At 40.2% G+C, this 20948-nt stretch carries 23 protein-coding genes; all 23 read left to right on the top strand.

The annotated features are described in order from the left end of the window. The first annotated feature begins 62 nt into the window (after positions 1-62). The 23 genes from rbfA (at position 63) to ytpR (ending at position 20920) form a co-directional block, all read left to right on the top strand. Positions 63-413 (top strand): 30S ribosome-binding factor RbfA, encoded by a 351-nt coding sequence (gene rbfA, locus TZ90_RS09370; protein ID WP_001273601.1) that lies wholly within the window; start codon positions 63-65, stop codon positions 411-413. Positions 414-583: 170 nt separating this feature from the next. Beyond that, a complete protein-coding gene (locus tag TZ90_RS09375; protein ID WP_001067003.1) occupies positions 584-1087 on the top strand; it encodes a hypothetical protein in 504 nt (167 codons plus the stop codon). 20 nt (positions 1088-1107) lie between these two features. Beyond that, positions 1108-1665, top strand: a complete 558-nt coding sequence (locus TZ90_RS09710) for a C1 domain-containing protein (RefSeq protein ID WP_052691060.1) — start codon at positions 1108-1110, stop codon at positions 1663-1665. A 12-nt stretch (positions 1666-1677) separates the two neighbouring features. Further along, positions 1678-2787: an SPFH domain-containing protein gene (locus TZ90_RS09385; RefSeq protein WP_045612808.1), complete on the top strand. Its 1110-nt coding sequence runs from the start codon at positions 1678-1680 to the stop codon at positions 2785-2787. Positions 2788-3048: 261 nt separating this feature from the next. After that, positions 3049-3828 carry a hypothetical protein gene (locus TZ90_RS09390; protein ID WP_045612809.1) on the top strand — a complete coding sequence of 260 codons (780 nt, stop codon included), beginning with the start codon at positions 3049-3051 and terminating at the stop codon, positions 3826-3828. 1 nt (position 3829) lies between these two features. After that, a complete protein-coding gene (locus tag TZ90_RS09395; RefSeq protein ID WP_000522922.1) occupies positions 3830-4012 on the top strand; it encodes a hypothetical protein in 183 nt (60 codons plus the stop codon). After that, positions 4009-4161, top strand: a complete 153-nt coding sequence (locus tag TZ90_RS10380; protein WP_045612810.1) for a hypothetical protein — start codon at positions 4009-4011, stop codon at positions 4159-4161. The genes TZ90_RS09395 and TZ90_RS10380 overlap by 4 nt, the downstream gene beginning before the upstream one ends. Before the next feature lie 268 nt (positions 4162-4429). Continuing rightward, the gene (locus TZ90_RS09410) at positions 4430-4663 is read left to right on the top strand and encodes a DUF1858 domain-containing protein (RefSeq protein ID WP_000368739.1); all 234 of its coding nucleotides are present in this window, start codon (positions 4430-4432) and stop codon (positions 4661-4663) included. After that, positions 4663-5997: a DUF438 domain-containing protein gene (locus TZ90_RS09415; protein WP_045612812.1), complete on the top strand. Its 1335-nt coding sequence runs from the start codon at positions 4663-4665 to the stop codon at positions 5995-5997. The genes TZ90_RS09410 and TZ90_RS09415 overlap by 1 nt, the downstream gene beginning before the upstream one ends. Before the next feature lie 9 nt (positions 5998-6006). Then, positions 6007-6261, top strand: a complete 255-nt coding sequence (locus TZ90_RS09420) for a DUF1912 family protein (RefSeq protein ID WP_000119707.1) — start codon at positions 6007-6009, stop codon at positions 6259-6261. A 95-nt stretch (positions 6262-6356) separates the two neighbouring features. Beyond that, complete coding sequence (locus TZ90_RS09425) at positions 6357-6752, top strand: helix-hairpin-helix domain-containing protein (RefSeq protein WP_000038635.1); 396 nt, start codon at positions 6357-6359, stop codon at positions 6750-6752. 277 nt (positions 6753-7029) lie between these two features. Then, positions 7030-7590, top strand: a complete 561-nt coding sequence (locus tag TZ90_RS09430) for a GNAT family N-acetyltransferase (protein ID WP_045612813.1) — start codon at positions 7030-7032, stop codon at positions 7588-7590. Further along, complete coding sequence (locus tag TZ90_RS09435; RefSeq protein WP_045612814.1) at positions 7590-8168, top strand: AAA family ATPase; 579 nt, start codon at positions 7590-7592, stop codon at positions 8166-8168. The genes TZ90_RS09430 and TZ90_RS09435 overlap by 1 nt, the downstream gene beginning before the upstream one ends. Then, entirely contained in the window at positions 8161-10812 is a 2652-nt protein-coding gene (locus TZ90_RS09440; RefSeq protein ID WP_045612815.1) for a valine--tRNA ligase, read from the top strand. The genes TZ90_RS09435 and TZ90_RS09440 overlap by 8 nt, the downstream gene beginning before the upstream one ends. Positions 10813-10832: 20 nt before the next feature. Next, complete coding sequence (locus tag TZ90_RS09445) at positions 10833-12635, top strand: AAA family ATPase (RefSeq protein WP_045612816.1); 1803 nt, start codon at positions 10833-10835, stop codon at positions 12633-12635. An 83-nt stretch (positions 12636-12718) separates the two neighbouring features. After that, positions 12719-13939: a DNA cytosine methyltransferase gene (locus TZ90_RS09450; protein ID WP_045612817.1), complete on the top strand. Its 1221-nt coding sequence runs from the start codon at positions 12719-12721 to the stop codon at positions 13937-13939. A gap of 71 nt (positions 13940-14010) precedes the next feature. Beyond that, on the top strand, positions 14011-15588 hold the full coding sequence (locus tag TZ90_RS10385) for a hypothetical protein (protein ID WP_045612818.1): 1578 nt from the start codon (positions 14011-14013) through the stop codon (positions 15586-15588). Between the two features lie 200 nt (positions 15589-15788). After that, positions 15789-16376, top strand: a complete 588-nt coding sequence (rpoE, locus tag TZ90_RS09460; protein ID WP_045612819.1) for a DNA-directed RNA polymerase subunit delta — start codon at positions 15789-15791, stop codon at positions 16374-16376. A 236-nt stretch (positions 16377-16612) separates the two neighbouring features. Continuing rightward, complete coding sequence (locus TZ90_RS09465) at positions 16613-18220, top strand: CTP synthase (protein WP_045612820.1); 1608 nt, start codon at positions 16613-16615, stop codon at positions 18218-18220. A gap of 119 nt (positions 18221-18339) precedes the next feature. Continuing rightward, positions 18340-19416 (top strand): N-acetylmuramoyl-L-alanine amidase family protein, encoded by a 1077-nt coding sequence (locus tag TZ90_RS09470; protein WP_045612821.1) that lies wholly within the window; start codon positions 18340-18342, stop codon positions 19414-19416. Positions 19417-19665: 249 nt separating this feature from the next. Then, positions 19666-19965, top strand: coding sequence for a DUF4651 domain-containing protein (locus TZ90_RS09480; RefSeq protein ID WP_031233155.1), 300 nt, complete (start codon positions 19666-19668; stop codon positions 19963-19965). Further along, positions 19962-20279, top strand: coding sequence for a thioredoxin family protein (locus tag TZ90_RS09485; protein WP_045612822.1), 318 nt, complete (start codon positions 19962-19964; stop codon positions 20277-20279). The genes TZ90_RS09480 and TZ90_RS09485 overlap by 4 nt, the downstream gene beginning before the upstream one ends. A gap of 14 nt (positions 20280-20293) precedes the next feature. Further along, positions 20294-20920, top strand: a complete 627-nt coding sequence (gene ytpR / locus TZ90_RS09490; RefSeq protein WP_045612823.1) for a YtpR family tRNA-binding protein — start codon at positions 20294-20296, stop codon at positions 20918-20920. Positions 20921-20948 lie beyond the last annotated feature (28 nt).

Consider the following 20948-nt stretch of genomic DNA (forward strand, 5'->3'; position numbering starts at 1 on the left):
TCTAATAGAAATAGCTAGGTCTGCTGGCCTAGCTTTTGGTTCAAAGTAGAGAAAGGAATATCATGGCAAATCATTTCCGTACGGATCGTGTGGGCATGGAAATCAAGCGTGAAGTCAATGAGATTTTGCAAAAGAAAGTCCGTGATCCGCGTGTCCAAGGTGTGACCATCACAGATGTTCAGATGCTAGGTGACTTGTCTGTTGCCAAAGTTTACTACACCATTTTGAGTAACCTTGCTTCGGATAACCAAAAAGCTCAAATCGGGCTTGAAAAAGCAACTGGTACCATCAAACGTGAACTTGGTCGCAATTTGAAATTGTACAAAATCCCAGATTTGACCTTCGTCAAAGACGAGTCCATCGAGTATGGAAACAAGATTGACGAAATGCTACGCAATCTGGATAAGAACTAAGAAGAGGGGTAACCCTCTTTTTTGGTGGGTGAAAATAGGTGGAATTTGAAATGGAAAAATATTCTTTTAAAAAAGGGATTCTGTATTTTTAAATGTTAGCTAATCAGAAAATACTTTTTTTTTTAGCAAATATGATATGATGATTTCATAAATAAAAGGAGATTCTATCAATGAATAATGTAAAAAAAGTTTGTCGTTTAGCTTTGCTATGTCTTTCCGTCTCTACTCTAGTTGCTTGTAGTTCTCTTTCTGAAAAAACAAGCAGCTCTTCTAGTGAGAATCAAACAGAAGCTTCATCTAGTAGTTCTGAGAAGAAAGGGTTGTTTGCTAAAGCAAAAGAAAAACTCAGTTCAAGCGATTTTAACCCACAAGATGTTAGCGATACGACAATTGAGTCTATAAAAACCTATGAAGATTACTTGATTATGAATGAGAAAATAATCGATAATTACTATACAGAAGCAGATGAAGCCTTTAAAGGGACTGTTTTAGAAGATAGCGCTGCTATCCAAGAACTAAAAGATAGCACTAAAAAAGAAATGGAAGATTTAAAAAAACAATATGGTCCATTAAAGAAAGCACCGATTCAAGGGAAAGAAGAAGTGATTAAGACTCTAAAAGATTATCGTGATAATCTACATGAACAAGTGGAGCAGTGGAAAGCTAGTCTTTAATAGGAAGAGTGGAGTTCAATATGGATTATCAATTATTGCCACATGAATATATGGTTATGAATAGTGACCATGTGAGTTTTGGGAAAAATGGTTTGTCTACAGATGAATTAATTTTAACGAATCTACACTTAATATATATCAAAAAAGGTTTGTGGGGAGGAAAAAAAGATCAAGTTACCATACCCATTAACCAGATTAAAATTTTTGAAGGGAAACCTCAAGTTTCAGTAACCAAAACCAATGGTGTGAAACGGCTGGAAATTTATTATAATAGCGGACAAGCTATCTTTGCATTTAATAATACTAAGGATACTGACAAGTGGGCTAGAAACATTATTAAATTGATTTCAGGTGATACAAGCAATTTTGAAACCTTGGGAGATAGTAGCTTGTTTGGAGCAGATGTTTTGGCAGAAACATTTAAGGATACATTTGACACTTTTAAAGCAGGGCTTGGGATTAAGGATGCAGAGCCAGAAAAGATTTCAACCAAGTGTAGCTTTTGTGGAGCACCTTTGTCAGGTCAAGTGAAGCAAACAGTGAGATGTGCCTATTGTGATATGGAGCAAAGTTTATAAGGGGGCAATTAAATGGGGTTGATAAAAGCCATCACAGATTCTATTGGTGGGACATTTGCAGATCAGTGGAAAGAAATTATCACAGTTCAAGCTTTTGATGAACATACAGCTGTAAGTCCCGGTATTTTTCAAGAAAGTAATAATGGTAGGGGTGTCAATACGAAGGGATCTGTAGGTGTTATTTCCAACGGATCCAAGATTTTTATTCCAGAAAATACTGCTGCCTTTATCTTTAGTCAGTCTGGTATCGAGGAAATTATTACAGAACCAGGTGGATATGAATACCAAAATGGTGAGAGCAGTGTTTTTAACGGTGATGGATTGAAAAAGTCACTGTTTGACAATGTTGTTAATCGTGTTGGATTCGGTGGTCAAAGTGATCAGCAAAAACAGATTTGTTTTGTTAATTTGAGAGAAATTCGTGATATTAAATTTGGGACTCGTGGCCCAGTCATGTATAACGATTTGTTTTATGGGACAGATTTAGAAGTACGTGCTTTTGGAACATTTTCTATCCAAATTACAGATGCTAAGCAATTTATCAGAAACTTTCTTCCTGCCAATGTGACTTATTATACCTTTGATAGCGCTCAAGCTAGATCACAAATAGTGACAGAGTTTCTCCAATCTTTTATTGTTGCACTTAATTCTTTGTCAACAACTTATCGTATTTCACAATTACCCTCACAAGCTGGAGTTCTTGCGGAACAAGTATCAAATGATGGACAGTATGCAGGGACTTGGAAAGAACGTTTTGGATTTGAGATTGTAAAAGTTGCCATTGCTAATATTGAGTTCTCACCAGAATCTAAGGAATTGGTTAAACAATTTTCATCAAATAAGATGAATTTAAAAGCTTATGATGATGTATCGCAGAAAGCTTCTAATATTGCAGCACAACAAAAAATTGCATCAGGAGTGGAGCAACATGGTCTAGGTGATAGTGCTGGAATGATATTTGGAATGAATATGGCTCAAAGTTTAGATGAAAAAGCCATGAAACCAAGTCTATCATTAGATGAGCAAATCGAAGCACTTACAAAACTAAAATCTCTTTTAGATGCAGGTATATTATCTCAGGAAGAATTTGATCGAAAGAAAAAAGAAATTATGGATTTATAAGATAAAGCTCGAAAGTTCATAGTTAGTGTGTATTCAAGGAACATTTTAGGTGAAACAATAATAGACTATCGTTCACAGATAGAATATCATGTTGTAAAGGTAGGAGTTGAATATTTTAGCTGTCTCTACAAAGACTATTAAAAATCTTTAACAAATAAGTTGCTAAGGATTTTTTGAAAATTTTTGAGGGGAATTTGAAACATACTTTAAAAGAGTATGCTATCATAGAATATAACTTACAGAAGTAAAAGGAGTTTGTATATGGCTGAACAAGAGTTAGCTATGCAAGTATTACAACAAGTGGTAAAACTACCAGTTGTTAAGGTTGATCGTTCGAAATTTTTAGTGGATAAGTTTTCCAAAGAATTGGATCCACAGGACATTCCTACCTTATTAGAACAAGGCCCAACGTCTCTCTTATCTCAAGAAACCTTAGATAGAGTGGCTAATGCCTGCATTAGGGATAATGTTTTATTGGCGAGTGGAACCTCTGTTTTGGCAGGATTACCTGGAGGGATTGCTATGGCAATTACCATTCCAGCTGATGTGGCTCAATTTTATGGTTTCTCCCTGAAATTGGCTCAAGAATTAGGTTATATTTATGGTTATGAGGATCTTTGGGCTTCACGCGAGGAGTTGAGTGAAGATGCTCAAAATACCCTCTTGCTTTATCTAGGCGTCATGTTGGGGGTGAATGGAACCGCTGCTTTGCTACGTGCAGGTGGTATAACAATTGCCAAACAGGTAATGAAAACAGTACCTAATAAAGCTTTAACAAAGACGCTTTGGTATCCTATTTTGAAAAAAGTCTTAAAAATATTTGGTGTGAATCTGACCAAGGGAGGGTTGGCCAAAGGAATGGGGAAATTCATTCCTATCTTGGGTGGTATCATTTCAGGTGGTTTAACCTTTGCAACTATGAAACCGATGGGGGAAAGCTTGCAGAAAGAATTATCCAAGCTAGTCAACTATAGTGAAGTTCAATATCAAGAAGATGTTGAAACAATCCGAAAAGAGGCTGAAATCTTCGAAGGAGAGTAATATGGGACTCATAAAAATTCTAGCTAAAACTTACGGGAATTACTTTTTGACCATGCAAGGTGTAAAAGTAATGAAAACGATAAAGAAAGATGACCACGCCGTTGTCGGTCTGGGAAAACTTTTTATTGCAGACAAGCTAATGGATACGGCTCGGTGGCTCATCAAGCCAGAGGAGAGAGAATGAAATTTTTTGGGGGACTTCTTGCTATTCTTTTTATCAAACCAATTTTTGGGATTGTGAAATTCTTTTGGATGATCATCTCTTTTGCAGTCCAATTGCTGTTTTACAAGCTATTATTTAAAATATTGGACTGGCTCTTTAAACTTATTTAGATGGTAATCCAAATCGCAGATAACTAGCAGGAACTCCACTGCTAGTTTTTTAATCTCTCTCCTTATGGTATAATATAAGCAGTAAAATCATTTTATACTCTTCGAAAATCTCTTCAAACCACGTCAGCTTCACCTTGCCGTAGGTATGGTTACTGACTTCGTCAGTTCTATCCACAACCTCAAAACACTGTTTTGAGCAACCTGCGACTAGCTTCCTAGTTTGCTCTTTGATTTTCATTGAGTATTAGAACATACAATGGAGGTCGTCATGGACAATATCATCGATGTGTCAATTCCCGTTGCAGAAGTGGTGGACAAGCATCCAGAAGTCTTGGAAATCCTAGTGGAGCTGGGTTTTAAACCCCTTGCCAATCCCTTAATGCGCAACACAGTTGGTCGTAAGGTATCGCTCAAACAGGGTTCTAAGCTGGAAGGAACTCCTATGGACAAGATTGTCCGCACGCTGGAAGCAAACGGCTACGAAGTGATTGGGTTAGACTAATGGCAGATGAACGGATTCATGTCCTGCGGGATATTTTGTTAGAATTGCACAATGGTGCCTCTCCTGAGTCGGTTCAGGAGCGTTTTGATGCGACCTTTGCGGGTGTCTCAGCCATCGAGATTTCCCTCATGGAGCACGAGCTGATGAACTCGGACTCGGGCGTCACTTTTGAAGATGTCATGGAACTCTGTGATGTCCATGCTAATCTTTTTAAAAATGCTGTTAAGGGTGTTGAAGTAGAGGATACCGAGCATCCTGGCCACCCAGTTCGGGTCTTTAAGGAAGAAAACCTGGCCCTCCGTGCAGCTTTGATTCGCATTCGGAGACTGTTAGATACCTATGAGTCTATGGAAGATGAAGAAATGCTTACGGAGATGTGCAAGGGTTTGGTGCGTCAGATGGGACTTGTAGGTCAATTTGATATTCATTACCAACGTAAAGAAGAACTTTTCTTTCCTATCATGGAGCGCTATGGACACGATTCCCCTCCTAAGGTCATGTGGGGAGTGGATGACCAGATTAGGGAACTCTTTCAAACAGCTTTAGCGACGGCCAAGTCACTACCTGAAGTGCCGATTTCCACTGTAAAAGAAGATTTTGAAGCCTTTGCGACAGAGTTTGAAAGTATGATTTTCAAGGAAGAGTCCATCCTTCTCATGATTCTCCTTGAGTCCTTTACTCAGGATGACTGGCTTCAGATTGCGGAGGAGAGCGATGCTTACGGCTATGCCATCATCCGTCCGTCAGAAAAATGGGTGCCAGAAAGACAGAGCTTTGTTGAGGAAGATAGTGCAGGGGAGCCTGTACAGCTAGATACGGCAGAAGGTCAAGTTCAGCAAGTTATCGATACGCCAGAAGGGCAGTTTACCATTACCTTTACGCCTAAGGAAAAGGAAGCAGTGCTGGACCGTCATAGTCAACAGGCTTTTGGAAATGGCTATCTATCGGTCGAGCAGGCCAATCTCATCCTCAATCACCTCCCTATGGAGATTACCTTTGTCAATAAAGACGATATTTTCCAGTATTACAATGACAATGCGCCAGCTGATGAGATGATTTTCAAACGGACGCCGTCCCAAGTTGGGCGTAATGTTGAACTTTGCCATCCGCCTAAGTACTTGGACAAGGTCAAGACTATCATGAAGGGGCTTCGTGAAGGTACTAAGGATAAGTATGAAATGTGGTTCAAGTCTGAGTCGAGAGACAAGTTTGTCCACATCACTTACGCAGCAGTGCACGATGAAGAGGGAGAATTCCAAGGTGTGTTGGAGTATGTTCAGGATATTCAGCCCTACCGTGAGATTGATACGGACTATTTCCGTGGATTAGAATAAGGAGAAAAAATGAGTTACGAACAAGAATTTATGAAGGAATTTGAAGCTTGGGTCAATACCCAAATCATGATCAACGACATGGCACACAAGGAAAGCCAAAAAGTCTACGAAGAAGACCAAGACGAGCGTGCCAAAGATGCCATGATTCGCTACGAAAGTCGCTTGGATGCTTATCAGTTCTTGCTTGGTAAGTTTGAAAACTTCAAAGCAGGCAAGGGATTCCATGATTTGCCAGAAGGCTTGTTTGGTGAGCGAAATTATTAAACGAGAAAGATTCTTGATTTTTTACTAAAATCTTGATAGAATATTTATATTAAATCCTTGTCAGAGCAGGGGTTTTTTATTGAAAGGATTTTATCATGTCAAAGAAACTCAATCGTAAAAAACAATTACGAAATAGCCTCCGTCGTGCAGGTGCTTTTTCAAGTACTGTGACTAAGGTTGTAGAAGAGACAAAGAAAGTCGTAAAACGTGCTGAGCAGTCAGCAAGCCAAGCTGGTAAGGCTGTTTCTAAAAAAGTTGAACAAGCAGTGGAAGCTACCAAAGAGCAAGCTCAAAAAGTAGCCAATTCTGTAGAAGATTTTGCAGCAAACTTGGGTGGACTTCCACTTGATCGTGCCAAAACTTTCTATGATGAAGGAATCAAGTCTGCTTCAGATTTCAAAAACTGGACTGAAAAAGAACTCCTTGCCTTGAAAGGAATCGGCCCAGCTACCATCAAGAAATTGAAAGAAAACGGCATCAAGTTCAAGTAATCTTTCTTGTGCCTTGCATTTCCGAAAAAATCTTGCTACAATAGAGCCATTAGAGGTGTTTTGAATCCCACATTTTACAGAAAGTGGCGGAGCTGAGAAGTCCACAAATGTGTCAAAACTAGTTGCTAATGGATGAAAAATTGAAATAAAAGTGTCTTTTTATTTTAAAGACGAGAGTTGCGGGCAACTGCCCGAAATTGGGTGGTACCGCGGATAGCACATTCGTCCCTGTCATATAGATGGCAGGGGCATTTTTTATGGAAAGCGAGGATGAAGGATGTCAAGAGCTGAATTACCAGAACGATTAGAAACCGAACGTCTCGTCCTACGAGTTCGTACAGTGGCAGATGCTGAGGATATCCATGCCTACGCTAGTCTCCCAGAGGTCGCCTATCCAGCAGGTTTTCCGCCCGTCAAGACCTTGGAAGATGAGATTTATTATCTGGAGCACATTCTTCCAGAACGAAATCAAAAGGAAAATCTCCCATCTGGCTATGGGATTGTCGTCAAAGGAACCGATAAAGTCATTGGTTCTGTTGACTTCAACCATCGGCACGAAGACGATGTACTGGAGATTGGCTACACCTTGCACCCAGACTATTGGGGACGAGGTTATGTGCCAGAAGCAGCGCGTGCCTTGATTGACATAGCTTTTAGAGAACTAGATCTTCACAAGATTGAACTCTCTTGCTTTGGTTACAATACCCAAAGTCAACGAGTTGCAGAGAAGCTTGGATTTACTCTTGAAGCTCGCATCCGAGATCGCAAGGATGCTCAAGATAACCGCTGTGATGATTTGAGATATGGCTTGTTGAGAAGTGAGTGGGAGGTGGTTTGATGCACATTTTCATCATTGGGGCTCCGGCTTCTGGGAAAATGACTATTGGTCAAGAGTTATCTCGACTGACAGATGCTACCCTCTTTTATAACCATCAAGCCATCGATTTTGCATTAGAAATCTATCAGGACTTTACAGAGGAAATGTGGGAATTTGTTCGTGGAATGACCTTTTCTTTCCTTGGAGCAAGTGCAAGAAATCAGCGATCAGTAATTTTAACAGACGTAATTGATTTTTCAAATCAGTACCAGCTGATGTATTTGAAGCAAATTCAGGATTTATTGGATAACTTTCATCAAGAGATTCTGTTTGTTGAGTTGGAAACAAGTCTTGAGGAGCGTTTACGTCGAAATCAAACGGAGAATCGATTAAAGTACAAACCCTTAAAACGACATATTGAGGTATCTGAAAGAGAAATTTTAGAGACCGCTGAAACACTTCAATTAAATTCCCAACATCAACCGAATGAGTTGCACCACTACCTTAAAATAAATAATACGAGTTTGACTGCAAAAGAAGCTGCTAAGCAAATTCAAAATAAAATGAACAAAATAGAGAAAGGACAAACACATGTCTAAAGAACTTTCACCTAAATACAATCCAGCCGAAGTTGAGGCTGGTCGTTATCAAAAATGGCTTGATGCGGATGTTTTCAAGCCTTCAGGCGATCAAAAGGCTAAGCCTTATTCAATCGTCATTCCACCACCAAACGTAACTGGGAAACTTCACCTTGGTCACGCTTGGGATACGACTTTGCAGGATATTATCATCCGTCAAAAACGCATGCAAGGTTTTGATACGCTTTGGCTTCCGGGGATGGACCATGCGGGGATTGCCACTCAGGCTAAAGTTGAGGAGCGCTTGCGTGGAGAAGGCATTACACGTTATGACCTCGGTCGTGAGAAATTCCTCGACAAGGTCTGGGAATGGAAAGACGAGTATGCCACTACCATCAAGGAACAATGGGGCAAGATGGGGCTCTCTGTAGACTACTCTCGTGAGCGTTTCACCCTTGACGAAGGTTTGTCAAAAGCTGTTCGCAAGGTCTTTGTGGACCTTTACAAGAAAGGCTGGATCTACCGTGGTGAGTTTATCATCAACTGGGACCCAGCAGCTCGCACAGCCCTTTCTGATATCGAAGTTATCCACAAGGACGTAGAAGGTGCCTTTTACCACATGAACTACATGCTAGAAGACGGATCACGCGCCCTTGAAGTTGCGACTACTCGACCTGAAACGATGTTTGGGGACGTTGCGGTTGCGGTCAATCCAGAAGACCCACGCTACAAGGACTTGATTGGTAAAAACGTCATCCTTCCAATCGCTAATAAACTCATCCCAATCGTTGGAGACGAACACGCAGATCCTGAATTTGGTACTGGTGTCGTGAAAATCACGCCTGCCCATGATCCAAACGACTTCTTGGTTGGTCAACGTCATAACTTGCCACAAGTCAACGTGATGAACGACGACGGAACCATGAATGACTTGGCCTTCGAATTTGCAGGCATGGACCGTTTTGAAGCTCGTAAGGCAGTCGTTGCCAAGTTGGAAGAAATCGGTGCCCTTGTTAAAATCGAAAAACGTGTTCACAGTGTTGGTCACTCAGAACGTACAGGTGTTGTGGTTGAACCACGCTTGTCTACTCAATGGTTCGTTAAGATGGACCAATTGGCGAAAAATGCTATTGCCAACCAAGACACAGAGGACAAGGTCGAATTCTACCCGCCACGTTTCAACGATACCTTCCTCCAATGGATGGAAAATGTCCACGACTGGGTGATCTCTCGTCAGCTCTGGTGGGGTCACCAAATCCCTGCTTGGTACAATGCTGAGGGTGAAATGTACGTCGGTGAAGAAGCGCCAGAAGGTGACGGATGGACTCAGGATGAAGACGTATTGGATACGTGGTTCAGTTCTGCCCTCTGGCCATTCTCAACCATGGGCTGGCCTGATGTCGATTCAGAAGACTTCAAACGTTACTTCCCAACTTCAACCTTGGTTACAGGTTACGACATCATCTTCTTCTGGGTATCTCGTATGATCTTCCAATCCTTGGAATTCACTGGCCGTCAGCCATTCCAAAACGTCCTTATCCACGGTCTCATTCGTGATGAGCAAGGACGCAAGATGTCTAAGTCTCTCGGTAACGGGATTGACCCAATGGATGTCATCGAGAAATACGGTGCCGATGCCCTTCGTTGGTTCCTTTCAAACGGTTCAGCACCAGGGCAAGACGTGCGCTTCTCTTACGAGAAAATGGATGCTTCATGGAACTTCATTAATAAGATCTGGAACATCTCTCGCTACATCCTCATGAATAATGAAGGTTTGACCCTTGAGCAAGCAACTGCCAATGTCGAAAAAGTGGTCAACAAGGAAGCTGGAAATGTCACAGATCGCTGGATTCTCCACAACCTCAATGAAACTATCGGAAAAGCTACTGCCAACTTTGACAAGTTTGAGTTTGGTGTGGCTGGACACATCCTCTACAACTTCATTTGGGATGAGTTTGCGGACTGGTACGTTGAGTTGACCAAGGAAGTCCTTTATAGCGACAACGAAGAAGAGAAGGTCATCACACGCTCTGTTCTCCTTTACACTTTGGACAAGATCCTTCGTCTCCTTCACCCAATCATGCCATTCGTGACAGAGGAAATCTTTGGACAAATCTCAGAAGGCTCTATCGTTACAGCAGAATACCCAACTGTCAACCCAGCCTTTGAAGACCTTGCGGCTCACACTGGTGTCGAAAGTCTCAAAGACTTGATCCGTGCCGTTCGTAATGCGCGTGCGGAAGTAAACGTAGCACCAAGCAAGCCTATCACCATCCTTGTTAAGACAAGTGATAGTGACTTGGAAGCCTTCTTTAACAGCAATGTCAACTACATCAAACGCTTCACAAATCCAGAACACTTGGAAATCGCATCAACCATCCCTGCACCTGAACTCGCAATGTCAAGCGTCATCACAGGAGCAGAAATCTACTTGCCACTGGCAGACCTTCTCAATGTCGAAGAAGAACTGGCTCGTCTCGACAAGGAACTGGCTAAATGGCAAAAAGAACTGGACATGGTCGGTAAGAAGCTCTCTAACGAACGCTTCGTAGCCAATGCCAAACCAGAAGTTGTCCAAAAAGAACGCGACAAACAAGCCGACTACCAAGCTAAGTATGATGCGACCGTAGCACGTATTGATGAGATGAAGAAGTTGGTGGGATAACATTCTAGGAGACAATAAACTTGAAATTACATAAAATTGTTATCAAAGGATATAAACGACATAAAGAAACTGAGCTGATATTCTCGGATGCATCATTTCTTATTGGCGAGAATAATGTCGGTAAAACTAGTGCACTTGAAGCTGTGGAATTGTTACTTTCTGATAGTAAAAAAGTTGATGAGAGCTTATTCTATCTAGATGAAAATGGTGATAGTGCAGATAGCATAGTATTGGACGCTGAGTTTCGAGACATAGGTGAAGAGGCAAAACATTGGCGTGGTTTTAAAGGGCGTTTGTTTCCTTATCAAGAAGGAACAGATACAAAGTTTAGTTTCTTTTATAGAAAAACATTTTCAAAAACTGGTTCTCGTAAAGTAGAAGCTAAGAGTCTAGAGAAAAAATTAAAACCTGAATTTGATAAGTTTAATACAATAGAACAATTTATTGAAAGTGGATTTGATTCCTCTAAGTTAGATAGTGCATATAATGATTTCAAAAAAGTATTGAATAAAAAAGAATTAAATGAATTTTTTGAAACTCATGAGTCTTATTTTGACTTTTATAATTACAGTGAAAATGAAACTTGGGTAGAAAATCCTGGGGGTATTGCAGGGAATGTATTAACTAAGTTACCAAAAATTTTATATATCCCCGCTTATGATAGACGAGAAGATTTAGGAGAAAATAAAGGGGCGTTACAATCTATTCTTTCTGAACTATTTACAGAAGTTAGAGAGTCTTCGACTAATTACAAAGAGGCACAAAAGTATTTAAATTTATTATCAGAAGAGATGGATGCTGATAATAACCAGACATCATTTGGAAAAATGATGTCTGAACTAAATAAAACTATGGATAATGTTTTTTCAGGTATATCTATGAAAGCTACGACAGTTCTTTCTGATCCTGATAAAACAATTAAACCGACTTTCAATATTACAATGCTTAGTAATATTGAAACATCAGTTGAGCACCAAGGAACTGGAGTTATTCGATCTGCTGTCTTTGCATTATTAAAATATAAAGCGGAGAGAGATTTACGAAAAATTGAATCTGATAGAAATCTAGTAATTTGTTTTGAAGAACCCGAAATATATCTTCATCCAAATGCTGCAAATCAGATGAGAGATACAATATATGATTTAGCTTGTTCCGGTAGTAACCAAATAATTTGTACAACCCATTCGCCATATATGATTGATTTAAGTAGAAAGGCAGGGCAGGTTTTAAATTACCTATCAATTAATCTTGGCGAAATTAGTATTATAAAAAATATTGCATTTAATCATGAACAAGCATTTAAAGAATTGCAGACAGAAGATAGAAGTTACGTAAAAATGCTACTAAAAATGGATGATTACTTGTCAAGAGTATTCTTTGCTAAAAAGGTATTAATAGTTGAAGGAGATACTGAGGAGCTTGTGCTTAGAGAAACAATATTAGCTGCTCCAGAAGATTTGAGGAAAAAAATCAAGTGTGACTGGCAAATTGTACGTGCAAGAGGGAAACCGGTAATTATTTCTGTAATCAAGTATATGAAATCTATGGGAATTATACCTTATGTTATGCATGATAGAGATGCAGGAACACCTGGAGCAACGAAATATAATGTCCCTATTAGAGAAGCTTTAGATTGTGATTCACAATTATTTGTTTTAGAGGAATGTATTGAAAATGTTTTAGGATATACAGCTCCTAGTAGTGAAAAACCTTATAGTGCCTTTAAATATATACAGGATAATTGGATAACAGAAGATAGTTACGATTATGATAAAGTTTCAAAAGATTGGAGGAATATTTTTGAGGAAATATTTAAAGATTGATTAAATGCTAAAATATTTTCTGCTATGAAAATCAACTTTTTAAATGTGTCTATGAATATGTTCATTAGAAAGCAGGTTACTACATGACAGATTCTGTAAGTTCGAACCGACTTGAGAAGTACAATATTGCAGCCTTCTTCTCAGGTGTTGGAGGAATTGAGTTGGGATTTGAACAGACCAACGAGTTCAGAGTGGTGTACGCCAATGAATTTGATAAGTATGCGCGTCAGACTTATCAATTAAACCATCCAGATACCTATTTGGATGGTCGTGATATTCACGATGTTCAGCCAGAGGACATTCCAGCTGAGCGCGTGGATGTGATTATGGGAGGTTTCCCTTGTCAGGCCTTTAGCATTGCGGGTTATCGCAAGGGATTTGATGATGATCGTGGGGATCTTTTCTTCGAATTGCTTCGCATGATTGATGGATGCAAACCTCGTGCCATTTTCATCGAAAATGTCAAGAACATGGTCGGTCATGACCATGGTAATACCTTCAAGGTTATTCGTGAAGCCTTGACTGAGAACAACTACTTTATTAAGTGGAAGGTTCTCAACGGGAAAGACTATGGGAATATCCCACAAAACCGTGAACGAATCTACATCGTTGGTTTTGATACTAAGGAAGCTTATGATTTGTTTGAATTTCCAGAGGAAATTAAGCTGACTACGAGTCTTCAGGATGTGATTAACTTTGATGATAAGCTAGACGAGGTCTACTACTACCGTGAAGGCAAGCAGAATTTCTACGACCAGTTGAAGTTTGAAGTTACCAGTCAAGACACCGTTTACCAATGGCGCCGTCAGTATGTCCGTGAAAATAAAAACGGCGTTGTTCCTACCTTGACAGCCAATATGGGAACAGGTGGACACAACGTTCCATTGATTTTGACAGACAGCGGTGAGATTCGCAAGTTGACACCGAAAGAAACCTTTAATGTTCAAGGCTATCCTAAATCCTTTAAAATCCCAGAAGGAGTTTCCAATGGTCAGCTATACAAGCAGGCTGGAAATAGCGTAGTCGTTCCCGTGATTAAACGCATCGCGAAAAATGTTGCCAAGGCCTTGAATGACAGCCAAGGGCAATCTCAACTTAACCGCTCAGGAAAATTCGCTATTATCTACACCAAGATGAATGGACAATTTGAAGGGCAATCCTATGTCAAGGACTTTGTAGATAGCTATGATCAAGCTCTTGAAAAAATCCAATCTTATGATGATGGTCTAGCCCTTCTGTCTGGTGAAGATTATTTAAAATTGGTTAAAAAACGAGGCAATCTTGAATTTTACAGTATTAATTAACGAATATATAAAGAGGATTAGTGAAAAACTAATCTTCTTTTGATATACTGAAAATAGAAAAGAGGGTGCTTATGTGGGAATATCTAAAGTCTGAACAAAAAGAAAAATACAAAACCTTAATTACCAACTTCGCTAGCTTGAGCCAAGCTTTCTCTCAAAAGGCTGAGTCCGAAGATGAGGGACAAACAGAGAATTATGTTGCTCCGATTGTTAATTCTAAATTTCAAGAAACAGTCTTCCAGAAGGCTTTTAATGCGGTTGGGGAAGATATTGCAAATACCTCCTATGATGCCTCTGTCGTTGTGGATGAAAATCATAAATACCTAGTGGGTATTAAGTCTTTTGGGATTAATTCTGGAGACCAAAAGATCGCTCAGTTTAAGAAGGATTCTCAAGATTGGACGGACTTGTTGGGTGATATCAAATTCCATGCAGATATCTCAGCAGATAAAGAAACGGCAGACAAGCAAAACTATCAACGCTATGAAGAGTTGGCACGAAAGATTGCGTCCTTAAGAAATCAGAGAATCGAATCTTCTAAGGCACAAATCAAGGGATTTAGTTCGGACTCGGTCAATGTTGAAGCAGTTTATCACGTTCTGATGCCAACACCAAAGGGAGAAAATCCTAAGATTTTTGTCGGTGAAACATCTTATTTGCCAGTTGATATTGATAATCTGGTCATTGAAGGATCAACTACCAAAAACAATCCAACCAATTTTCGATTTACGGATGGGCAACACCACTACAAGTACACGGCAGCTGACAGTCAGCTCCACATGACTTTTAATAATAAAGACATTGTGGTAGATACTTGGGATGTCCATTATATCGAAGATCCTTTTTCGCTATTTGAAAATCTTCATTTACTGACAGCTGAAAAGGATAAAACTGAGATCTTAGAAACAGTGTCTTGGGCTATTACAGATAAACATGGAAATGTGGAAGAAAACTCTGGTTTCAATGCCTTTAACGGTGGATCAAAACTAGCCAAAAAAGATCGTTTACCACGGATTTTAAAGATTCAGAATAAATTCAAGGACAATTTAGCTCCTGAAGAACTAGCTTTTGTGACTTTCTCCCTAGAAGAAATTCTCTTGAAAAAGTGGACCAGTAAGGAAGAAAAAGTTCAGATGAAGGCGATTCGTGAGGACTTGATTCACTTTGCCCATAATACTGGCAATGAAAAACTCATTAAAGAAATTGAACAGCTAGTTTATCGTCCAGTTAGCGAAGTTTACATCCCGCTACCTGATTCCAAAAACTTCCATGACGAAAGGCCCGACTTCTTTGGTTCTGGATTTGGAACTTTTGAACCTGGGACTAAAAAACTAGCTCTATCCAAAGAGGAAAGAACCTTTAAACTACGCTTTTTATCTTCTGGTGATGTTATTAATGCCTATATAAATCAAGAAGCTGGTAAGGCAATTCAGTCAACCGATAAGCAAGAAATTCTTGGCAATTGGATCTTACGTGGCGTTTTCCAGTTGAAGGAACGAGAAGTCTTGACAGGTCAACGACTCAATGAACTGGAAATCAACGGTATTCGTTTGACTAAGTTTAAAAATGGAGAAATCGGTATTGAATTCATCTGGATTGATATTGAAAATCCACCTAGCGATGCCATCGGCTGGGTAGCAAAGAAATAAAAATCCGTTTTAGACTAATTTCCACTTTGGTCAGTCAAGTGGAAGTTACTTTGAGAAGTTACCCCGCTTAGAAGATTTGTATTAGTTCCCCCTTAACCTTTGACTATTCTGCAAAATTATCGTAAAATAAAGAGTAAATGATAAAATGAGGTCAGAGTCTGTTTGCTCTGGCGATAGTAGTATAAATGAGGAGAAACGCTTTGGAATTAGAAGTATTTGCTGGGCAAGAAAAAAGTGAACTATCTATGATTGAGGTAGCGCGTGCTATCTTGGAACTTCGTGGTCGCGATCATGAGATGCATTTTAGCGATCTTGTAAACGAAATTCAAAACTACCTTGGAACGTCAAACAGCGATATCCGCGAAGCCTTGCCTTTGTTCTACACAGAGTTGAACTTTGACGGTAGCTTCATCTCACTTGGAGACAACAAATGGGGCCTTCGTTCATGGTATGGTGTGGACGAAATCGATGAAGAAATCATCGCTCTTGAAGAAAATGACGACGATGAAGTAGCACCAAAAGCTAAGAAAAAACGTGTCAATGCCTTCATGGATGGCGATTCAGATGCTATTGACTACAATGCAGATGATCCAGAAGACGAAGATGCATACGAAGCAGATCCAGCTCTTTCATACGATGATGAAAATCCAGATGATGAGAAAAACGAAGTGGAAGCTTATGATGCAGAAATCAACGAGATTGCTCCTGATGACTTGGGTGAAGACGTGGATCTCAATGAAGAAGATGACGAGTTTTCAGACGATGATTCTGAAAATACCGAGGAATAAAAGTTAGCTATTGACAATTATCCTATTTTTAGGTATCATATTGTTCGGGCACCTCTTTTAGAGGTCAGGGCTCCCTAGTTCTTAGGGAGCTATTTTTGTTTTTTCAAGAAGTTATCTTCTTGTATTTTAGTTGTGAATCTGGCGCAGTTGTCCCAGATTATTCTTATTAGTAGGGTCTTGTTTTCTATGTCCCCTCGTAGTTAACAAGGCCTTGAGCATTTTAGAAAGAGGAATCTATGTCTACGAAATATATTTTTGTAACTGGTGGTGTGGTATCGTCTATTGGGAAAGGGATTGTAGCAGCGAGTCTGGGCCGTCTCTTGAAAAATCGTGGTCTCAAAGTAACCATTCAAAAGTTTGACCCTTATATCAATATTGATCCGGGAACTATGAGTCCTTACCAGCACGGGGAAGTTTTTGTGACAGATGATGGGGCTGAGACTGATTTGGACTTGGGTCACTATGAACGTTTCATCGATATCAATCTTAACAAATATTCCAACGTGACAACTGGTAAAATCTACAGTGAAGTTCTGCGTAAGGAACGCCGTGGAGAATACCTTGGGGCAACTGTTCAAGTCATTCCTCATATCACAGATGCTTTGAAAGAGAAAATCAAGCGTGCCGCTGTAACGACCGACTCTGATGTCATTATCACAGAGGTTGGTGGAACAGTAGGAGATATCGAGTCCTTGCCATTCCTAGAGGCCCTTCGTCAGATGAAGGCAGATGTGGGTGCGGATAATGTCATGTATATCCATACAACCTTGCTGCCATATCTCAAGGCCGCTGGTGAAATGAAAACCAAACCAACTCAACACTCTGTCAAAGAATTACGTGGTTTGGGAATTCAGCCAAATATGTTGGTGATTCGTACAGAGCAGCCAGCTGGTCAAGGGATTAAAAACAAACTGGCCCAGTTCTGTGATGTGGCACCAGAAGCCGTTATCGAGTCGTTGGATGTCGAACATCTTTACCAAATTCCATTGAACTTGCAGGCACAAGGTATGGACCAAATTGTTTGTGACCATTTGAAATTAGACGCACCAGCAGCGGATATGACGGAGTGGTCAGCCATGGTGGATAAGGTCATGAACCTCAAGAAACAAGTTAAAATTTCCCTTGTCGGTAAGTATGTTGAGTTGCAAGATGCTTATATCTCAGTGGTCGAAGCCTTGAAACACTCTGGTTATGCCAATGACGCAGAAGTTAAAATCAATTGGATCAATGCCAATGATGTGACAGCAGAGAATGTGGCAGAGCTCTTGTCTGATGCGGACGGAATCATCGTACCAGGAGGTTTTGGCCAGCGTGGTACTGAAGGGAAAATCCAAGCCATCCGCTATGCGCGTGAGAATGATGTTCCAATGTTGGGTGTTTGCTTGGGAATGCAGTTGACTTGTATCGAATTTGCTCGTCACGTTTTAGGTCTTGAAGGTGCCAATTCTGCAGAGCTTGCACCAGAAACAAAATACCCTATCATTGATATCATGCGTGATCAGATTGATGTGGAGGATATGGGGGGAACCCTTCGCTTGGGACTTTATCCGTCTAAGTTGAAACGTGGTTCTAAGGCAGCAGCTGCTTATCACAATCAAGAAGTGGTGCAACGCCGTCACCGTCACCGTTATGAGTTTAACAATGCCTTCCGTGAGCAGTTTGAGGCAGCAGGCTTTGTCTTCTCAGGTGTTTCTCCAGACAATCGTTTGGTTGAAATTGTGGAAATTCCTGAAAATAAATTCTTTGTGGCTTGCCAGTATCACCCTGAACTTTCAAGTCGTCCAAACCGCCCAGAAGAACTCTACACTGCCTTTGTTACTGCAGCTGTTGAGAACAGTAATTAGCAAAATCAGAACCTTAGAGAAGAATCTCAGAGGTTTTTTGCTTGCATATTTAGGATATGAGTTGCAAATTAAAAACATAGTGATATAATTAACATAACAAAAGTTAAGGAGGATCTACAATGAAAAAAATCACACTGTTTGGTTTGTCTCTAGCTGGTCTAGCTTTACTGGCTTTTCCACATTCAGGGCAGGCATTTGAGCTTAAAGAAGAATGGGTTGTTAAATGTGGAGTTCAGTATCAAGATGGCAAAATTCTTCGATTTAATAATGGCCATGAAGTAGATATTAAAGTCTTGGATTTGCCAAAAACTGAGAAAATCGAGTGGACGGTTAGTCTCGATGGTCAAGATCAGACAGTCAATTTCCTAGGTCAAGAAAAGGACAAGTCTATGATCGGGGAAGAAGGGCGTTACCTGAATTTCTATGTTCCATATGGCTATAGAGGAGATATCAAGGTCGAGGCTAAGAGCGGAAACGAAGTAAAGACCTGGTCAACGAAAGTTGTGGATGATATTCATAATGATAGTGGAAAGAGAGGCTACTACCATATTAAAGAATCAAATGATCAATACACCTACCTCGATGCTAAATGGGATTATCAAACCAAGACTTACACTGCTACTTTACCAGAGACTGTCAATGGTCAAAAAGTCTTTGCTTGGGCAAATTATGATAATGACGAGTTGAAACTAGAAAAACCAAAAACTATCAGTCATAAATATGATGATGGAGGAGCTTTCAGAGAACTTTATCCGATTGTAAAAGCAGAAAGCTGGCTAAAATCAAACCAAAACTGGTACTATCAAAAACAAGGTCAATTAGTACAGAATGCTTGGGTTAAAGACAAGGGAACTTGGTACTTTATGAATGATAAAGGAGTCATGTTCAATCAAACTTGGCTTTATCAAGGTGGTAACTGGTATGCCTTTAAATCATCAGGAGCTATGATTGCTAGTGATTGGCTTTACGACCAAGGCAAGTGGTACTATTTATCAACTTCAGGAGCCATGAAAGCAAGCGCTTGGGTTTATGATAAGGGAGAATGGTATTATGTAAGTTCTTCTGGTGCCATGCTAGCGAATGATTGGGTCAAAGATAATGGCCAGTGGTATTATCTGGCTTCATCAGGTAAGATGCTTCGTAATACCTACACACCTGATGGTTACTACGTTGGCAACTCAGGTACCTGGCAATAAGAATAATACTCTTCGAAAATCTCTTCAAACCACGTCAGCTTCATCCACAACCTCAAAACGCTGTTTTGAGCTGACTTCGTCAGTTCTATCTACAACCTTAAAGCAGTGCTTTGAGCAACCTGCGGCTAGCTTCCTAGTTTGCTCTTTGATTTTCATTGAGTATAAGAAGTCCTTTTCCTTAAAGGAAGGGGCTTTTTACTTGCGTTTCTGCTGCTTCCTCATTTGTCCTAAAGTCTTTTTTGTGTTAAAATGAATGGTATGAAAGCTAAAAAAATGTTGATGGCAGGCTTGGCTCTGCTAGGTATTGGAAGCCTTGCCCTTGCTACGAAAAAAGTTGCAGATGACCATAAGCTCAGGAAGACTCAGGAAGAGTTAACAGCGATTGTGCGAGACCATTTTTCAGACATGGGGGAAATTGCGACCCTCTATGTTCAAGTCTATGAAAGCAGTCTAGAGAGCTTGGTTGGTGGCGTCATTTTTGAGGATGGCCGTCATTATACCTTTGTCTATGAAAATGAAGATCTAGTCTATGAGGAGGAAGTCTTATGATACAACCAGCAAGTTTAGAAGAATTGGCATCTTTGGTGGAAAAAGAGGGCAAGAAGGTCTTTCTTTTTGTGGCAGACTGGTGTGGCGATTGCCGTTATATCTATCCTGCCTTACCAGAAATTGAGAAAACTAATCCAGAGTTCACCTTTATTCGAGTGGACCGAGACCAGTATATGGATTTGGCCAAACTCTGGGATGTATATGGAATCCCTAGCCTTGTTGTTCTAGAAAAAGACAAGGAAATTGGTCGTTTTGTTAATCGCGACCGTAAAAGTAAGGAGCAAATTAACGATTTTTTAGCAGGACTGAAATAGGAGAAAAGGAAACAATGATTTTTACATATAATAAAGAACATGTCGGTGATGTCCTTATGGTCGTCGTGAAAAACAGCGGAGATGCCAAACTAGATGTGGAACGCAAAGGCAAGGTAGCCCGTGTTTTCCTCAAAGATAATGGGGAAACAGTGGCGTGGAATATTTTTGAAGTTTCAAGTTTATTTGAAATTGCAGAGCGCGGTCAAGTGTTTTTGACAGATGAGCAAGTTGCTCGTTTGAACCAAGAATTACAAACGGAAGGTTTTACAGAAGAAATTGTTAATGACAAAGAGCCTAAGTTTGTTGTTGGTGAAATTGTTGAGATGGTAGCTCATCCAGATAGTGACCACCTCAATATCTGCCAAGTTGCAGTCGCAAGTGACAAGACAGTGCAAATCGTTGCAGGGGCTCCCAATGCGCGTGTTGGGTTGAAAACCATTGTAGCTCTTCCTGGAGCAATGATGCCAAAAGGCAATCTTATTTTCCCAGGTGAACTTCGTGGTGAAAAGAGTTTTGGCATGATGTGTAGTCCTCGTGAATTGCATCTGCCAAATGCTCCGCAAAAACGTGGTATTATTGAATTATCAGAAGACCAAGTTGTTGGAACTCCATTTGATCCAGCTAAACACTGGACTGCCTAAGAAGTTGTTAGTATCTGATAGACCAGCT

The sequence above is a fragment of the Streptococcus mitis genome (assembly GCF_000960005.1).
Taxonomy (GTDB): Bacteria; Bacillota; Bacilli; order Lactobacillales; family Streptococcaceae; genus Streptococcus; species Streptococcus mitis_CK.

Excerpts from the sequence above, each read along its gene's own strand:
- TZ90_RS09430 (WP_045612813.1), top strand. The coding sequence starts at position 7,030 with ATGTCAAGAGCTGAATTACCAGAACGATTAGAAACCGAACGTCTCGTC.
- TZ90_RS09435 (WP_045612814.1), top strand. The coding sequence starts at position 7,590 with ATGCACATTTTCATCATTGGGGCTCCGGCTTCTGGGAAAATGACTATT.
- TZ90_RS09390 (WP_045612809.1), top strand. The coding sequence starts at position 3,049 with ATGGCTGAACAAGAGTTAGCTATGCAAGTATTACAACAAGTGGTAAAA.
- TZ90_RS09395 (WP_000522922.1), top strand. The coding sequence starts at position 3,830 with ATGGGACTCATAAAAATTCTAGCTAAAACTTACGGGAATTACTTTTTG.
- TZ90_RS09375 (WP_001067003.1), top strand. The coding sequence starts at position 584 with ATGAATAATGTAAAAAAAGTTTGTCGTTTAGCTTTGCTATGTCTTTCC.
- TZ90_RS10385 (WP_045612818.1), top strand. The coding sequence starts at position 14,011 with ATGTGGGAATATCTAAAGTCTGAACAAAAAGAAAAATACAAAACCTTA.
- TZ90_RS10380 (WP_045612810.1), top strand. The coding sequence starts at position 4,009 with ATGAAATTTTTTGGGGGACTTCTTGCTATTCTTTTTATCAAACCAATT.
- TZ90_RS09710 (WP_052691060.1), top strand. The coding sequence starts at position 1,108 with ATGGATTATCAATTATTGCCACATGAATATATGGTTATGAATAGTGAC.
- TZ90_RS09385 (WP_045612808.1), top strand. The coding sequence starts at position 1,678 with ATGGGGTTGATAAAAGCCATCACAGATTCTATTGGTGGGACATTTGCA.
- TZ90_RS09415 (WP_045612812.1), top strand. The coding sequence starts at position 4,663 with ATGGCAGATGAACGGATTCATGTCCTGCGGGATATTTTGTTAGAATTG.
- TZ90_RS09410 (WP_000368739.1), top strand. The coding sequence starts at position 4,430 with ATGGACAATATCATCGATGTGTCAATTCCCGTTGCAGAAGTGGTGGAC.
- TZ90_RS09425 (WP_000038635.1), top strand. The coding sequence starts at position 6,357 with ATGTCAAAGAAACTCAATCGTAAAAAACAATTACGAAATAGCCTCCGT.
- rbfA (WP_001273601.1), top strand. The coding sequence starts at position 63 with ATGGCAAATCATTTCCGTACGGATCGTGTGGGCATGGAAATCAAGCGT.
- TZ90_RS09480 (WP_031233155.1), top strand. The coding sequence starts at position 19,666 with ATGAATGGTATGAAAGCTAAAAAAATGTTGATGGCAGGCTTGGCTCTG.
- TZ90_RS09470 (WP_045612821.1), top strand. The coding sequence starts at position 18,340 with ATGAAAAAAATCACACTGTTTGGTTTGTCTCTAGCTGGTCTAGCTTTA.
- TZ90_RS09450 (WP_045612817.1), top strand. The coding sequence starts at position 12,719 with ATGACAGATTCTGTAAGTTCGAACCGACTTGAGAAGTACAATATTGCA.
- TZ90_RS09440 (WP_045612815.1), top strand. The coding sequence starts at position 8,161 with ATGTCTAAAGAACTTTCACCTAAATACAATCCAGCCGAAGTTGAGGCT.
- TZ90_RS09465 (WP_045612820.1), top strand. The coding sequence starts at position 16,613 with ATGTCTACGAAATATATTTTTGTAACTGGTGGTGTGGTATCGTCTATT.
- TZ90_RS09485 (WP_045612822.1), top strand. The coding sequence starts at position 19,962 with ATGATACAACCAGCAAGTTTAGAAGAATTGGCATCTTTGGTGGAAAAA.
- ytpR (WP_045612823.1), top strand. The coding sequence starts at position 20,294 with ATGATTTTTACATATAATAAAGAACATGTCGGTGATGTCCTTATGGTC.
- TZ90_RS09420 (WP_000119707.1), top strand. The coding sequence starts at position 6,007 with ATGAGTTACGAACAAGAATTTATGAAGGAATTTGAAGCTTGGGTCAAT.